The 15705-nt window shown below is 68.0% G+C and carries 10 protein-coding genes; 4 read left to right on the top strand and 6 right to left on the bottom strand.

Annotated features, from left to right (window positions below):
* Window positions 1-55: 55 nt before the first annotated feature.
* Window positions 56-5599, top strand: coding sequence for an IPT/TIG domain-containing protein (locus ACT86A_RS06310; protein ID WP_445091044.1), 5544 nt, complete (start codon window positions 56-58; stop codon window positions 5597-5599).
* 428 nt (window positions 5600-6027) lie between these two features.
* Entirely contained in the window at window positions 6028-7005 is a 978-nt protein-coding gene (locus ACT86A_RS06305; protein WP_445091043.1) for a hypothetical protein, read from the top strand.
* A 153-nt stretch (window positions 7006-7158) separates the two neighbouring features.
* Here the strand turns inward: ACT86A_RS06305 and ACT86A_RS06300 are convergent, their stop codons facing one another.
* The 5 genes from ACT86A_RS06300 to dxr all read right to left on the bottom strand — a co-directional run bounded on the left by ACT86A_RS06300 (window position 7159) and on the right by dxr (window position 13766).
* Complete coding sequence (locus tag ACT86A_RS06300) at window positions 7159-8946, bottom strand: penicillin-binding transpeptidase domain-containing protein (protein WP_445091042.1); 1788 nt, start codon at window positions 8944-8946, stop codon at window positions 7159-7161.
* Window positions 8947-9020: 74 nt separating this feature from the next.
* Window positions 9021-9884, bottom strand: coding sequence for a GNAT family N-acetyltransferase (locus ACT86A_RS06295; RefSeq protein WP_445091041.1), 864 nt, complete (start codon window positions 9882-9884; stop codon window positions 9021-9023).
* Between the two features lie 70 nt (window positions 9885-9954).
* Window positions 9955-11112, bottom strand: a complete 1158-nt coding sequence (gene ispG / locus ACT86A_RS06290; protein WP_445091040.1) for a flavodoxin-dependent (E)-4-hydroxy-3-methylbut-2-enyl-diphosphate synthase — start codon at window positions 11110-11112, stop codon at window positions 9955-9957.
* 152 nt (window positions 11113-11264) lie between these two features.
* Window positions 11265-12464, bottom strand: coding sequence for a M50 family metallopeptidase (locus ACT86A_RS06285; RefSeq protein WP_445091039.1), 1200 nt, complete (start codon window positions 12462-12464; stop codon window positions 11265-11267).
* Between the two features lie 162 nt (window positions 12465-12626).
* Window positions 12627-13766, bottom strand: coding sequence for a 1-deoxy-D-xylulose-5-phosphate reductoisomerase (gene dxr / locus ACT86A_RS06280; protein ID WP_445091038.1), 1140 nt, complete (start codon window positions 13764-13766; stop codon window positions 12627-12629).
* Between the two features lie 240 nt (window positions 13767-14006).
* Between dxr and ACT86A_RS06275 the strand changes: the two genes are divergently transcribed.
* Window positions 14007-14276 (top strand): DUF2631 domain-containing protein, encoded by a 270-nt coding sequence (locus tag ACT86A_RS06275; RefSeq protein WP_445091037.1) that lies wholly within the window; start codon window positions 14007-14009, stop codon window positions 14274-14276.
* A gap of 139 nt (window positions 14277-14415) precedes the next feature.
* Window positions 14416-14730 (top strand): hypothetical protein, encoded by a 315-nt coding sequence (locus ACT86A_RS06270; protein ID WP_445091036.1) that lies wholly within the window; start codon window positions 14416-14418, stop codon window positions 14728-14730.
* Between the two features lie 8 nt (window positions 14731-14738).
* On the opposite strand, the gene ACT86A_RS06265 is transcribed toward ACT86A_RS06270, so the two are convergent.
* On the bottom strand, window positions 14739-15656 hold the full coding sequence (locus tag ACT86A_RS06265; protein WP_445091035.1) for a LysR family transcriptional regulator: 918 nt from the start codon (window positions 15654-15656) through the stop codon (window positions 14739-14741).
* Between the last annotated feature and the right edge of the window lie 49 nt (window positions 15657-15705).

Below are 15705 nucleotides of genomic sequence, written 5' to 3'. Positions count from 1 at the left end.
TCGGGCACCCCCCGGTGCAGAGGATCAATCACCCTAGCAACAAGGAGGCAGCGCCGTGCCTACCATCACTTCCATCTCCCCGACATCAGGACCCAGCACCGGGGGCAACAGCGTCACGATCACCGGCACCGGATTCGCCGGCCCCACCACCGTGCGGTTCGGCAGTACGGCGACCAGCTTCACCATAAACTCCTCCACCCAGATCACGGCCATCGCCCCTTCCGGTTCGGTCGGTACAGTGCAGGTCACCGTGACCACACTGGGTGGAACCAGCAACGGGGTGCCTTACACCTATCTCGCGGTGCCCTCGCTGAGCAGCCTCAGCCCCAGCCAAGGACCCACCTCGGGCGGCACGACGGTCACCATCACCGGGACAAACTTCACCGGAGCCACCGCGGTCAATTTCGGTGCCACACCGGCGACTTCGTTCATCGTCAACTCCAATACTCAGATCACGGCCACCAGCCCGGCGGGAACGGGCATCGTGTCGGTCACCGTCACCGGCCCTGGTGGCACCAGCAACCCACTCTCCTACACCTATGTCGTGGTCCCGACCATCACCTCCATTTCCCCAACGGTAGGGCCCATTTCGGGAGGGAACAGCGTCACGATCACCGGCACCGGGTTCACCGGCCCCTTGACCGTGCGATTCGGCAGCACCGCAACCACCTTCACCATCAACTCGTCTACCCAGATCACGGCCATCGCGCCCGCCGGGTCGGCCGGTACAGTGCAGGTCACCGTCACCGGCATGGGTGGCACCAGCAACGGGGTCCCCTACACCTATGCCGCGGTGCCCACCCTGACCTCGATCAGCCCGACGTCCGGACCCGCCACCGGTGGTACCACGGTCACCCTCACCGGGACAGGCTTCACCGGAGCCACCGCGGTCACCTTCGGCGCCACACCGGCGACCTCGTTCACCGTCGTCTCCGCTACGCAGATCACAGCCACCGCACCAGCGGGATCGGGCGTCGTCCAAGTCACCGTCACCACCCCGATCGGCACCAGCAATGGCGTGGCCTACAGCTATGTTCCGGTGCTGACCTCCATCGCCCCGGCGTCCGGGCCCGCTTCGGGCGGGACTGCGGTCACCCTGACCGGCCAGGGCTTCACCGGAGCCACCGCCGTCACCTTCGGTAGCACACCCGCGACCGGAGTCGTCGTCGTCTCCAACACCCAGATCACCGCCACCTCGCCAGCGGGATCGGGCGTCGTCCAGGTCACCGTCACCACCCCGGGCGGCACCAGCAATGGCGTCTCCTTCGCCTACGTCCCGGTCCTGACCTCCATCGCCCCAGCAACCGGGCCCGCCTCCGGCGGTACCGCAGTCACCCTCACCGGGCAAGGCTTCACCGGAGCCACCGCCGTCACCTTCGGTAGCACACCGGCAACCGGAGTCGTCGTCGTCTCCAACACCCAAATCACGGCCACATCCCCGGCCGGAACGGGCGTCGTCCAGGTCACCGTCACCACCCCGGGCGGTACCAGCAATGGCGTCTCCTTCGCCTACGTCCCGGTCCTGACCTCCATCGCCCCGGCGTCCGGGCCCGCCTCCGGCGGTACCGCGGTTACCCTCACCGGGCAAGGTTTCACCGGAGCCACCGCCGTCACCTTCGGCGCCACACCGGCAACCGGAGTCGTGGTCGTTTCCGATACCCAGATCACGGCCATATCCCCGGCAGGATCGAGCGTCGTCCAAGTCACCGTTACCGGTCCGACCGGCACCAGCGGTGGCGTGGCCTTCTCTTATGTTCCGGTGCTGACCTCCATCGCCCCGACCTCCGGGCCTGCTTCAGGCGGGACCGCGGTCACCCTGACCGGCCAAGGTTTCACCGGAGCCACCGCCGTCACCTTCGGTAGCACACCCGCGACCGGAGTCGTCGTCGTCTCCAACACCCAGATCACCGCCACCTCGCCAGCGGGATCGGGCGTCGTCCAGGTCACCGTCACCACCCCGGGCGGCACCAGCAACGGCGTCTCCTTCGCCTACGTCCCGGTCCTGACCTCCATCGCCCCAGCAACCGGGCCCGCCTCCGGCGGGACCGCGGTCACCCTCACCGGCCAAGGCTTCACCGGAGCCACCACGGTCACCTTCGGTAGCACACCAGCGACCGGAGTCGTCGTCGTCTCCGATACCCAGATCACAGCCACATCCCCAGCTGGAACGGGCACCGTCCAAGTCACGGTCACCGGTCCGACCGGCACCAGCAACGGTGTGGCCTTCGCCTATGTTCCGGTGCTGACTTCCATAGCCCCGACTTCGGGACCCGCCTCCGGCGGTACCGCGGTCACCCTCACCGGGCAGGGCTTCACCGGAGCCACCGCCGTCACCTTCGGTAGCACACCCGCGACCGGGGTGGTCGTGGTCTCCGATACCCAGATCACGGCCATATCCCCGGCCGGAACCGGCACCGTCCAAGTCACCGTTACCGGTCCGACCGGCACCAGCGGCGGCGTCTCCTTCGCCTACGTCCCGGCTCTGACCTCCATCAGCCCGGCCTCCGGGCCCGCTTCCGGCGGGACCGCCGTCACCCTCACCGGCCAGGGTTTCACCGGAGCCACCGCCGTCACCTTCGGCGCCACACCGGCAACCGGAGTCATTGTGGTTTCCGATACCCAGATCACGGCCACATCCCCCTCGGGATCGGGCGTCGTCCAGGTCACGGTCACCGGTCCGACCGGTACCAGCAATGGTGTGGCCTTCGCCTACGTCCCGGTGCTGACCTCCATCGTCCCGGCGTCGGGGCCTGCTTCAGGCGGGACCGCGGTCACCCTCACCGGCCAGGGCTTCACTGGAGCCACTGCCGTCACCTTCGGTAGCACACCCGCAACCGGGGTCACCGTCGTCTCCAACACGCAAATCACGGCCACATCACCAGCTGGAACGGGCACCGTCCAGGTCACCGTCACGACCCCGGGCGGCACCAGCGGTGGCGTGGCCTTCTCTTATGTTCCGGTGCTGACCTCCATCGCCCCGGCGTCCGGGCCCGCCTCCGGCGGGACCGCCGTCACCCTCACCGGCCAAGGCTTCACCGGAGCCACCGCCGTCACCTTCGGTAGCACACCCGCAACCGGGGTCACCGTCGTTTCCGATACGCAGATCACGGCCACATCTCCTTCGGGATCGGGTGTCGTCCAGGTCACCGTTACCGGTCCGACCGGCACCAGCAACGGCGTGGCCTTCGCCTATGTTCCGGTCCTGACCTCCATCGTCCCAGCGTCCGGGCCCGCTTCAGGCGGGACCGCCGTCACCCTCACCGGCCAAGGCTTCACCGGAGCCACCGCCGTCACCTTCGGCGCCACACCGGCAACCGGAGTCGTCGTCGTCTCCGACACCCAGATCACCGCCACATCCCCGGCCGGAACCGGCACCGTCCAGGTCACCGTCACCGGTCCGACCGGCACCAGCAACGGCGTGGCCTTCGCCTACGTCCCGGCCCTGACCTCGATCAGCCCGGCGTCGGGGCCTGCTTCGGGCGGAACTGCGGTCATCCTCACCGGCCAAGGTTTCACCGGAGCCACCGCCGTCACCTTCGGTAGCACACCCGCAACGGGAGTCACCGTCGTCTCCGACACCCAGATAACAGCCACATCACCGGCCGGAACCGGCACCGTCCAAGTCACCGTTACCGGTCCGAACGGCACCAGCAACGGCGTGGCCTTCGCCTATGTTCCGGTGCTGACGTCGATCAGCCCAGCGTCCGGGTCAGCTTCGGGAGGCACCGCGGTCACCCTGACCGGGCAGGGCTTCACCGGAGCCACCGCCGTCACCTTCGGCGCCACACCGGCAACCGGAGTCGTCGTCGTCTCCGATACGCAGATCACGGCCACATCTCCTTCGGGAGCGGGTGTCGTCCAGGTCACCGTTACCGGTCCGACCGGCACCAGCAACGGCGTGGCCTTCGCCTACGTCCCGGTCCTGACTTCCATCGCTCCGACCTCCGGGCCTGCTTCCGGCGGGACCGCGGTCACCCTCACCGGCCAGGGCTTCACCGGAGCCACCGCCGTCACCTTCGGCGCCACACCGGCAACCGGAGTCGTCGTGGTCTCCGACACCCAGATCACCGCCACATCCCCGGCCGGAACCGGCACCGTCCAGGTCACCGTCACCACCCCGGGCGGTACCAGCGGCGGCGTCTCCTTCGCCTACGTCCCGGTCCTGACCTCGATCAGCCCGGCGTCCGGGCCCGCCTCCGGCGGCACCGCGGTCACCCTCACCGGGCAAGGCTTCACCGGAGCCACCGCGGTCACCTTCGGTAGCACACCGGCAACGGGAGTCGTCGTCGTCTCCGATACGCAGATCACCGCCACATCTCCTTCGGGATCGGGCGTCGTCCAGGTCACCGTCACCGGTCCGACCGGCACCAGCAACGGCGTGGCCTTCGCCTACGTCCCGGTCCTGACCTCCATCGCCCCGACCTCCGGGTCCGCTTCCGGCGGTACCGCGGTCACCCTGAGCGGGGCAGGTTTCACCGGAGCCACCGCGGTCACCTTCGGCAGCACACCGGCAACCGGAGTCACCGTCGTCTCCGACACCCAGATCACCGCCACATCCCCGGCCGGAACGGGCACTGTCCAAGTCACGGTCACCACCCCGGGCGGGACCAGCGGCGGCGTCTCCTTCGACTACGTCCCGGCCCTGACTTCCATCGCTCCGACCTCCGGGTCCGCTTCCGGCGGGACCGCGGTCACCCTCACCGGCCAAGGTTTCACCGGAGCCACCGCGGTCACCTTCGGCAGCACACCCGCAACCGGAGTCACCGTGGTCTCCGACACCCAGATCACCGCCACATCACCAGCAGGATCGGGCGTCGTCCAAGTCACGGTCACCGGTCCGACCGGTACCAGCGGTGGCGTGGCCTTCTCCTATGTTCCGGTGCTGACCTCCATCACCCCGACGTCCGGGCCCGCCTCCGGCGGTACCGCAGTCACCCTCACCGGACAGGGTTTCACCGGAGCCACCGCCGTCACCTTCGGCGCCACACCCGCAACCGGAGTCACCGTGGTCTCCGACACCCAGGTAACGGCCACATCACCAGCGGGAACGGGCACCGTCCAGGTCACGGTCACCACCCCGGGCGGCACCAGCGGCGGCGTCTCCTTCGACTACGTCCCGGCCCTGACCTCGATCAGCCCGACGTCCGGGCCTGCTTCGGGCGGGACCTCGGTCACCCTCACCGGCCAGGGTTTCACCGGAGCCACCGCCATCACCTTCGGCGCCACACCGGCAACCGGAGTCACCGTCGTCAGCGACACGCAGATTACGGCGACATCCCCGGCGGGAACCGGCACCGTCCAGGTCACCGTCACCGGTCCCACCGGCACCAGCAATGGCGTCTCCTTCGACTACGTCCCGGACCTGACCTCGATCAGCCCGACCTCCGGGACCAGCGCAGGCGGGACCGCGGTCACCCTCACCGGACAGGGACTGACCGGAACCACCGCGGTCACTTTCGGCGCCACACCGGCAACCGGGGTTACCGTCGTCTCCGATACGCAGGTCACGGCCACATCCCCGGCGGGAACGGGCACCGTCCAGGTCACCGCCACCACCGCGACCGGCACCAGTAATGGCGTCAACTACACCTATGTCTGACGGCTATAATTTGGCTGGGCCGTCGGTGCGCTGTTACCGACGGCCCAGCCGCGTCGCGGTTGACGGGATGACGGCGGAATCGCGGGACACAGGCGGCACTGCAGGGTAAGGGGTTCTTCGATGGGCTCCGTCCAGGACTCACCGCAGCTACTGCAGCGACCTCGAGTGCCACACCGGCAGCCCCGCTCGCCGTCGACTCCGACACCACACATCGCGGCCGCCTTCCCCGCCGGGACGGGCACCGTGCAGAACATCGCCACGACCTCTGGAGGAATAAGTAATGGAGTCGACTTCACCTGTGTCCAACGGTTGATGCGGCTGGGGCCGTCGGCAGGCTTTTGCCGGCGGCCCAGTTTCGTTGCGGTGAGCGAATACAACAGAGCCTTCGACACCGTGGACGGAGGCTGCAGGGGTTAAGGGGGTTTTCGTTGGCGACCGTACTCAAGATGCTGCTGGCGGAGCGGCATCTCAAAAGTCATCCGGATTTCCTCGTCGCGTACGACCGGTGCGCGGCGCAGCTCGACCCGCCCATTCCGCCGGGTCATGGGCCGGCGAAGGCGCAGTACTACCAGTGGTTGTCAGGTCGCATGATCGGGCTTCCGCGCGACTATCACTGCCGGGTGCTGGAGAGAATGTTCCCGGGCTGGACCGTTGAAGGATTGTTTCAGATGGCCAACTCCACACCAGCCGGCCCGCGAACCCACGGGGTGAGTTCTTCCGGCACCGACATTCACCTCGAAGCCTTCCTCGGGACCGAGATGACTACCCGGGGAACGACTCTGGTGTACCCGCGACTGGAGCTGACCGGCCCGTCCGCGGATGCACTGAGAGCAGCGGGGATTCTCCTCCCCTTCGGGAACCCGACCGGTGCCGAGGTTCCATCGGTTGTGACGGAGAACGATCTGCGCGGACTGCTGTATATGTTCTCGCTGCTTCAGCGACACACCAGCATTCGAGCCGACGTCCGCAGCGATCGTGACATCGTCGCCCGCTCCGACCGGCCGTACATCAGCTTCGGGCTGATCGGCAACGCCTGCACCCTGCTGTACCTCGAGACCGTCGATCATCCGCTCTTCACCATCCATGACCACGCCGCCGGAGACGGCGCTCGTCCGGTACGCCTGCGGTTGATCGACGGAAGCGAATACGACTCGACGGGCGACCGCAATTTCGGCGTCATCGCTCGGGTACGCCCGAGCCCGCATCTGCACCCCGACCGATACTGGATCTTTTGCGGCGGCCTGGGGCCGCACGGCACCGCTGGAGCGGGTTGGTACCTCGCCACGTCATGGAGTCCACTCCAGCAGCGCGCCGGTGATCGCGAATTCGTCGCGGTCATCGGCGTCGACGAGTATTCCGACCGGACGACCAGCCTGGAGCATCTGCTGATCGCACCGCGGGACTGAGCGCTACCGCACCCGGCGGACCAGCTACGACGAAGGAGGGCGCACCCGTGAAGTATCGGTCGAAAATGGTTGCCGTGGCGCAGCACCCACTGGACCGCTCCCGGTACCGCGAGCATCTGTGCTGGGTTGTCCCGGTGTGGGAACGCACGGGCCTCAGTACCCGGCGGGCAACGCGGCGAGCATGTCCCGTGTCACGGCGACGGCATTGTCGGAACTACCACCATTGACGAGCAGTGTGGCGAACGCGATGTCACCGCGGAAGCCGACGAACCAGGAGTGCGACCCGCCGTCGATTTCGGCCTCGCCCGTCTTGCCGTACACCGCACCCTGGTCGGCGATCCGCTCGGCCGTGCCGCCCGTGACCACCTTCCGCATCATCGAGCGCAACCCTGCGAGCACCTCGGGGGCGAGCGCTGGGCGGTCGCCGTCGATCCGCGTGGGGCGACCCGAGATCAGGTAGGGCACGGGCGCCGAGCCGTGCGCGATGGTCGCGGCCATGAGCGCCATACCGAACGGGCTGACCACGACTTTGCCCTGGCCGATGCCGTCTTCGGTGCGCTGGACCAGGTCGGTGGACAGCGGCACCGAACCGGATGCGGTCGGCAGACCCACCACCGAATAGCCAGGCCCCACACCCAGTTTCGCGGCGGCGTCATGCAGTGCGGAGCTGGGCAAATCGCTGGCGAGTTTGGCGAACGACGTATTGCAGGACCGCTCGTATGCGGTGATCATCGGCACGTTGCCGACCGTGAACAGGTTGTAGTTGGGGATGGTCCGCTCCCCGATGTTGATTCGGCTCGGACACGGCAGCACCGTGTCGGGGGTGGCCAGACCGGTCGACATCGCCGCGGCCGCGGTGACCGTCTTGAACACCGAGCCGGGCGGGTACTGGCCGATCGTCGCGATCGGACCGTCCCGGTCGGCGGCCATGTTCTGCGCCACCGCCAGGATCGCGCCGGTGGACGGGCGCAGCACCACCATCATGGTTTGCTCGGTAGGCGCGTCCACGGCGCGCTGTGCGGCATTCTGCACATTGCGGTCGATGCTGAGCGAGAACGACGGCGCAGGTTGTGACGGCACTTCGGTGAGTACGTCGGTGTCGGCGCCGTTCGCGTTCATACTGACCACGCTCCAACCCGCCCTGCCATCCACCTCCGCGATCACTGTCTTGCGCACCTGGGCGAGCAGATCCCGCGCGAAATAGCGGTCGGTGGCGACCAGGTCCCACTGCTGGGTCAGCGTGACGCCGGGCAGTCCGATGAGATCGGTGGTCACCTGACTCGATTCGTTCTGATCGAGCAGCGCGACGGTGTAGCCTCCGGCAGCGGCCTTCGCCGCGCCGAGGATCGAATCCGGGGTCAGTGATTTGTCGAACCGGTTCAGGGCCGCGGCCAGGGTCGTCGCCACAGCGGCGGCGTCGGGTGCTTGCGCCGCGGCGAAGGCTACCCGGGACACCTTGCCCGGCACCAGCACATCGCTACCGGACTGCTCGTTGACCCGCGCCCGCGGCGGCGGATTGGAGCGCAGCGCCATGGTTTGGGTGTCGCCGAGCCGGGGATGGATGTTGGCGGCGGTCCAGCGGACCATCCACCGCCCATTGCTGCGGCCCATCTGCAACTGTCCCGTGTAGCTCCAGGTTCGATTCTTGGGCAAACGCCATTCGTAGGTGTAGTCGACGGTCGCCGTGTCACCGGTCACTCGTGCCGCGCCGGTGCGTGCGGCGAGTTGCTCGGCCTGCAGCTGGCCCCACGCGGAACGCAATGCGTCGCTTGCCTTCTCGGGCAAATTGGTGAGTTCGGCGGCGGCGTCGACCCGACGTTCGGCGAATGCTTTCACGAACGCGTCCGCAGCCGGCAGCGGCCCCTGCGCCTGGCTCGCGCAGCCCACGGCGGCCACCGCGGTCACCGCGAGGGCGAGCGAGAGGAGCATCCGAGTCGGCATCGGCACCGATGGTAGTGGTCCCCGGGCGGCAAATGCCTGCGGCACTCCGGCATTCGCCGCAGGGGCACGCGCGGTCAGTCGACGAGGACGGTGGCGAAGGTCGCGATCTGCCGGAACCCGACCCGGCTGTAGGCGCGGCGGGCGACGGCGTTGTAGTCGTTCACGTACAGGCTGGCGATGCGGCCGGAGGCGACCACCGCGCTCGCGACCGCCGCGGTGCCCGCGGTGCCGCGGCCCTTCCCCCGATGGTCCGGATGCACCCAAACGCCCTGGATCTGGCCGGTACGCTGGGACAGCGAGCCCACTTCGGCCTTGAAAACGACTTCGCCGTCCTCGAATCGGGCCCACGCGCGACCCGATTCGATCAGGCTCTGAATGCGGCGGCGGTAGCCGCGCCCGCCATCGCCCGCGCGGGGATCGACACCGACCTCCTCGATGAACATGGCGATCGCGGCCGAGAGGTAGCGATCGATTTCGGCTGGCCGTACCCGGCGAACTGCCGAGTCGGGCGTGGCCAGCGGCGGCTGGGCGAGCGCGAGCAGCGGTTGTTCCCCGCGCAGTTCCCGTTCGGGACCCCAATGACCGGCCAGCATCTCCCACAACGGCAACGCCAGCTCCCTGCGGCCCACCACCGAGGAACAGACGCGCGGCCAGCGCAGCGCCCGGTCGGCGAAGGCGCGCAGCGCATCTCGATTACCCAGCAACGGCACCAGATTCGCCCCCGAGAAGCACAGCGACTCGGACGGACGGCCCCTGGCCCACAGCTCACCCTGGCCACGCGCGGTATCGATGCCGAACTCCTGCAGTCGGGCGGCAACCATGCACGACGCCACCGGATCGGCATCCAGCACCCGCAGCGCTTGCGCCAGGTCTCGATTCGCGAGCTGCCGCGCAGGGACATATTTAGCCCGTCGCGCCGGCTCCAGCAGACTCCGCACGGTGACAGCCTGCCACGAACCGGCGCCATCCGGTATGGCTACGCCGAAAGCCCAGGTCGGCTCGTTTTGCTCAGCCGACCGTGACGACCGGTTCGCCGGCGGCCGCGTCCGCGCCCATATCCTCGGCGATCCGCATCGCCTCTTCGATGAGCGTTTCGACGATCTTCGCCTCCGGGACGGTCTTGATGACCTCGCCCTTGACGAAGATCTGGCCCTTGCCGTTTCCGGAGGCCACACCGAGATCGGCTTCGCGTGCCTCGCCGGGCCCGTTCACCACGCAGCCCATCACGGCCACCCGCAGCGGTACCTCCATACCCTCCAGACCGGCCGTCACCTCGTTGGCCAGGGTGTACACATCCACCTGCGCGCGCCCACACGACGGGCAGGACACGATCTCCAGCTTGCGCGGGCGCAGGTTCAACGACTGCAGGATCTGCCCGCCGACCTTGACCTCCTCGGCGGGCGGTGCGGACAGCGACACCCGGATGGTGTCGCCGATGCCTTCGGCCAGCAGCGCACCGAACGCCACCGCCGACTTGATCGTGCCCTGGAACGCCGGACCCGCCTCGGTCACACCGAGGTGCAGCGGGTAGTCGCACTGCGCGGCCAACTGACGGTAGGCCTCCACCATGATCACTGGGTCGTTGTGCTTGACCGAGATCTTGATATCGCCGAACCCGTGCTCCTCGAACAGGCTCGCCTCCCACAGCGCCGACTCGACCAGCGCCTCCGGCGTGGCCTTGCCGTACTTCTCCATCATTCGCTTGTCCAGCGAACCGGCGTTCACGCCGATCCGGATCGGGATGCCCGCGGCGCCCGCGGCCTTGGCGACCTCTGCGACCCGGCCGTCGAACTCCTTGATATTGCCGGGGTTGACGCGGACCGCCGCACACCCGGCGTCGATCGCCGCGAAGATGTAGCGGGGCTGGAAATGGATGTCGGCGATCACCGGGATCTGAGATTTCCGCGCGATCGTGGCCAGCGCGTCCGCGTCCTCCTGACGCGGGCAGGCCACCCGCACGATGTCGCAGCCCGACGCGGTCAGTTCCGCGATCTGCTGCAAGGTGGCGTTCACATCGTGCGTCTTGGTCGTGGTCATGGACTGCACCGAGATCGGGTGATCGCTGCCCACCCCGACATTGCCCACCATCAGCTGGCGGGTCTTGCGCCGGGACGCGAGCACGGCCGCGGGGGCGGTCGGTATGCCCAGTCCGATTGTGCTGGTCACCTTCGGCTGCCTACTTTCCTCGTGTTCGGCCCATTCGGTGCCGAGTCTAGCCTTGGCCCACTACGGCCACCCTGTGACAGCAGCGACAACGCTTTCCCGGCCGACCGCGCCAGACTACGTCGCGAACCCAGCCGCCCGGCGCACGACCCCGCTCAGAACAGCTTGATCGGATTGACGATGTCGGCAGCCAGGGTGAGCAGCATGTATGCGCCGCCCAGTACCACGAAAACGTAAGTAACGGGCAGCAACTTCAGGTAGTTCACCGGCGCGCCGGGTGCCATACCCTTCCAGCCGCGAATGGTGTTGCGGATCTTCTCGTAGACCACCACCGCGATATGGCCGCCGTCCAACGGCAGCAGCGGGAGCAAGTTGAACACGCCGAGGAAGAAGTTCAGGCTGGCCAGCACCAGGATGAAGATGTTCCAGTAGCCGCGTTCGGCGGTCTCACCGCCGATCTTGCTGGCGCCGTACACGCTGACCGGGGTTTCCGGATCACGCTCGCCGCCGGTGACCGCGACCCACAGCGACGACACCTTGGCGGGCATCTGGGTCAGCGAATCCACGGTGCGCACGAACATGTCCCCGGTGAACGCACCCGCGGCGGGGATCGCGGTCAAAACGTTGTACTGCACGGGCTCGTAGCGATCCGGCGCCACGCCGACGGCGCCGACTTCGCGTCCCGCGCCGCCGCCCTCCGGATAGCGCAGCACACGCTCGGGTGTCACCGAAATGCTGAGGGTGCGGCCTGCCCGTTCGACAAGGTAGTCGAACGGGCCATTCTGCTTCTGGGTTTCGGCCTGGAACTGCCGCCAGGTGTCCACCTTGACGCCGTTGACCGCCCTGACGATGTCACCACGCTGTAATCCGGCGCGCTGCGCCGGACCGGTACCGGTGCACGGCTCGGTGGAGCCATCCGGAGTCTGCCGCGGCACGCAGCTCATCTCACCCAGCGCCGTGGCAGGCGGCTCGGTCAGGTTCGGCAGCCCCCAGCCGACGGCGAGCACCACGATCAGGATGAAGCCGAGCACGAAGTTCATCGCGATACCGCCGGACATGACCAGCAGCCGCTTCCAGGTGGCCTGGCGGTACATGGCGCGATCGAGCTCCTCCGGGCGCAGCTCGTCCATGGCGGTCATGCCCGCGATGTCGCAGAAGCCGCCGAGCGGGAGCGCCTTCAGGCCGTATTCGGTTTCGCCGCGACGGAACGAGAAGACCCGCGGTCCGAAGCCGATGAAGTATCGCCGCACCTTCATTCCGGTCGCCTGGGCGGTCCACATGTGCCCACATTCGTGCAGCGCGATCGACAGCGTGATGCCTAACGCGAACAACACGAAACCCAACGTGAACACCATTTGCTCTACAGCCCTCCTGCGTTTGCGCAGCTCGAATATCCCGCACGCACGCGTCCGCTCCTGGCCGCGAGCACGTTGATCACCCTAATGGGACACCGGTCGACCCGATGTCTTCAGTGTGCCAGGACGCCGTCGCCCCGCGAGTCCGATCCGATCGCCCGTTCAGCGACGGACCAGGGCGGCGGCGAATTCGCGCGCCCAGGAGTCGGCGGCGAGGACCTCGTCGAGCGAATCCGGTTCAGCGTGCCACCGCTCGGCCGCCTCGACCGCGGCAGCGACCGTCCGCACGATCTGTGGGAAGCGAATGGCGCCGTCCAGGAAAGCCTGTACCGCCACCTCGTTCGCGGCGTTATAGACCGCGGTGACGCTGCCGCCTGCCTGCCCGGCCGCGCGAGCCAGCTCGACGGCCGGGAAGACTTCATTGTCGACCGGCTCGAACGTCCAGGTAGCCGCGGAACCGAAATCGCAGGCCGAAGCAGCGCCGGGCACGCGGTCGGGCCAGCCGAGGGCCAGTGCGATGGGGAGCTTCATGTCCGGCGGGCTGGCCTGGGCGAGTGTCGAGCCGTCGGTGAAGGTGACCATCGAGTGCACGATCGACTGCGGGTGCACGGTGACGTCGATGCGGTCGTAGGGGATGCCGAACAGCAGGTGCGTCTCGATCAGCTCGAGTCCCTTGTTCACCAGCGAAGCCGAGTTCAGCGTGTTCATCAGGCCCATCGACCAGGTGGGATGCGCCTTGGCCTCGGCAGGATCGACGGATTCGAGCATGTCCGCGGTCCAGCCACGGAACGGGCCGCCGGAGGCGGTCAGCACCAGTCGGTCGACCTCGTCGGCGCGCCCGCCACGTAGACACTGCGCCAGCGCGGAATGCTCGGAGTCGACGGGCACGATCTGGCCGGGAGCGGCCGCACGTGTCACCAGGGAACCTCCCGCGACCAATGACTCCTTGTTCGCCAGGGCCAGTCGTGTGCCCGACTCGAGGGTGGCGAGCGTCGGCTCCAGCCCGAGCGAGCCGACCAGGGCGTTCAGCACGACGTCCGCGTCGGTGCGGCGCACCAGCTCGGTCACGGCCCCTGGACCTCCCAGGGGCAGGTCCAGCCGGCGTGCCGCGTTCGGATCGGCGACGGCGACGTTGCGCGTTCCGGTGGCAGCCATCTGGGCGGCGAGCAACTCGGTGTTCCCGCCGCGCGCGGCGAGTCCCACCACCTCGAACCGATCCGGATTGGCGGCGATCACCTCGAGGGCTTGGGTACCGATGGATCCGGTGCTACCCAGCAGCAGGACTCTGACGATGTCGGACACGACTTCATTCTGGCCTACCGCCGAGAACGCGTCCGACGCGCACGGGCTGTGCCCGCCATGCGCATTGGCTGTGCCCGCACGCACATGAGTGGAGCCCGCCGTGGTCGCACTTCGCCGCCGCCTTCCGGACCTGAGCACTCATGCCGACTTACAACGACGCGCCGTCGTATGTCACGATATCCAGCAGTAACTCGTCGAGTGCGTACCGGGATCCCGGTATGAGACAGCTAAGGAGCGATCGTGGCCGCCACGGAACTCGAACACGCCGACACCGAACGCGGCATCGTCACTCGAGTGGACCCCGCCGAAGTTCCCTCCGCCGCCTGGGGTTGGAGCGGCGAGTCGCGGCGCACCTTCCGGACCGCCGGCTGGATCGTCGCGCTGATCCTGTTGGCCATGCTGATCGGCAACCACAGCGGCCGGGTCGAGGACCTCTTCCTGGTCGGTTTCGCCGCCGCGATCGTGGGCATCCTGGTTCGCGATTCGTGGTTGCAGAACAAGCCGCGCTAGATCCGCCGTCCGAAAAGTCTTCTCGCACAATTTCATTCGTCCTGTACCGCGGGCGTTCCCCCCGGTACTGTGTGCGTCCGGGGTCCGCGTCCCTGCCGGGTCGCCGACCCGGTCCCGTTCGCACGATCTTTAGGACGTAATGATCAAGACTTGTTCGGCCGCCTTGCTCTCGGTGGGCGCCATCGGCTCGCTGCTCCTGCTGCCCGCGGCGCCCGCCCACGCACAGTCACCGGCGTGCGGCGCGGCTGTCGACGCGATCAACGCCGCCATCGCCGAGTCGGGTGGCAACCTGGACCCGACCGTGCAGCAGTCCCTCGCTGCCAAGCTCTCCGCAATCGACGCCCGGGGCGCGGAGAAGGATGCCATCATCGCTTACGCCCACGCCCTCACCGACGACAAGATCACCAACCTGGACCCCGCGACCGACGAACTCAACCGGGTCTGCAAAGGCTGACCGCTCGACTACCGCCCGCGTCGCCGGCCGGACTTCTTCGCGGAAGTCGAGCGGCCGCCTGACCGGGCGGTGGACGACTTTCGCGGAACTTCCGCGTTGCCGGCGCGCGCGGGAGCGCGCGAACTGCGCTCGGACCGGCCGCGCACCACGCCGATGAAATCCTCGACCATGTCCGTGTTGCGGTCGGCGGGCCAGGCCAGGGCGATCTCCGTCTCGGCGACATCGACCAGCGTGCGGTAGACCAGGTCGCGACGGTGGTGCAATCGAGCGAGCGAATGCGGCACGATGGCCGCCCCACCGGCCGCGGCGACCAGTTCCAGCGCACCGGCGACAGCATCGACGTCCGAGGTGTCCTGGAGGTGTTCATCGGCCAGGTCGGCCCGGCGCACCTCGTCGAACACCGAGATCGGATGGTCCTTCTGCACCACCGCGACCGGGAGCTCCCGGTAGAGCGGAATGGCGCTCATGCCGGTGCGGTCGATCGGCAGCCGGACGAAACACATGTCGGCGCGTCCCTCCCGCAGTGCCGCTTCTTGGTCGGCCTGGGCCAGTGCGATGACTTCGAGTGGGGTCTCGGGGAACCGCTCGGCCCAGATCCTCGTCCACTTCGAGACGGTGACACCGGGCACGAAGCCGACCCGGAGAACGGCCGGGGCCACCGTCCGCTCGTCGGCCGCCGATTCCGCGCACGCGATGATCACCCGCGCCCGCTCCAGCAAGTCCCGCCCGTCGCCGGTGAGCTGCGTCGGCTGCGCACCCGGCACGAAAAGCTTGGTCCCGAGCTCGTTTTCCAAGTCGATGACGGCATGGCTCAACTTCTGACGGGAGATATGCAGCGACTTCGCCGCGCGCGCGAAATGCAGTTCCTGCGCAACCGCGACGAACCAGCGCAGGCGCACCACATCGATCGACTCCAACCTGCTCACTCGTGCCAGCGTATGCCACCGCAGGCGTCGGGACCGCACGCGCGGCTTC

It is taken from the genome of Nocardia glycosmidis (assembly GCF_052545115.1).
Note: the sequence above shows the minus strand (reverse complement) of the source record. Positions and strands in the feature narration are given on the sequence as shown.

Excerpts from the sequence above, each read along its gene's own strand:
- ACT86A_RS06300 (WP_445091042.1), bottom strand. The coding sequence starts at position 8,946 with ATGCCGACTCGGATGCTCCTCTCGCTCGCCCTCGCGGTGACCGCGGTG.
- ACT86A_RS06285 (WP_445091039.1), bottom strand. The coding sequence starts at position 12,464 with ATGGTGTTCACGTTGGGTTTCGTGTTGTTCGCGTTAGGCATCACGCTG.
- ACT86A_RS06270 (WP_445091036.1), top strand. The coding sequence starts at position 14,416 with ATGATCAAGACTTGTTCGGCCGCCTTGCTCTCGGTGGGCGCCATCGGC.